Genomic DNA, 228 nt, shown 5'->3' on the forward strand with positions numbered 1-228 from the left:
GTACTGGAAGAAACTGACCACCCGCGGCGCCATGATCGGTGGCTGGCTGGGCCTGGTGAGTGCAGTGGGCCTGATGGTGCTTGGCCCGACCATCTGGGTGCAGATCCTCGGCCACGAGAAGGCGATCTACCCGTACGAGTACCCGGCGCTGTTCTCGATGCTGATTGCCTTCGTTGGTATCTGGTTCTTCTCGGTCACCGACAAGTCCAAGGCAGCTGAAAACGAACG

At 60.1% G+C, this 228-nt stretch carries 1 pseudogene; it reads left to right on the forward strand.

What is annotated here, in order from left to right:
- A pseudogene (actP, locus tag SB756_RS36390) lies at positions 1 to 228 on the forward strand (cation acetate symporter); the annotation flags it as partial.

Source organism: Pseudomonas sp. SIMBA_068 (assembly GCF_046534705.1).
Classification (GTDB): domain Bacteria; phylum Pseudomonadota; class Gammaproteobacteria; order Pseudomonadales; family Pseudomonadaceae; genus Aquipseudomonas; species Aquipseudomonas putida.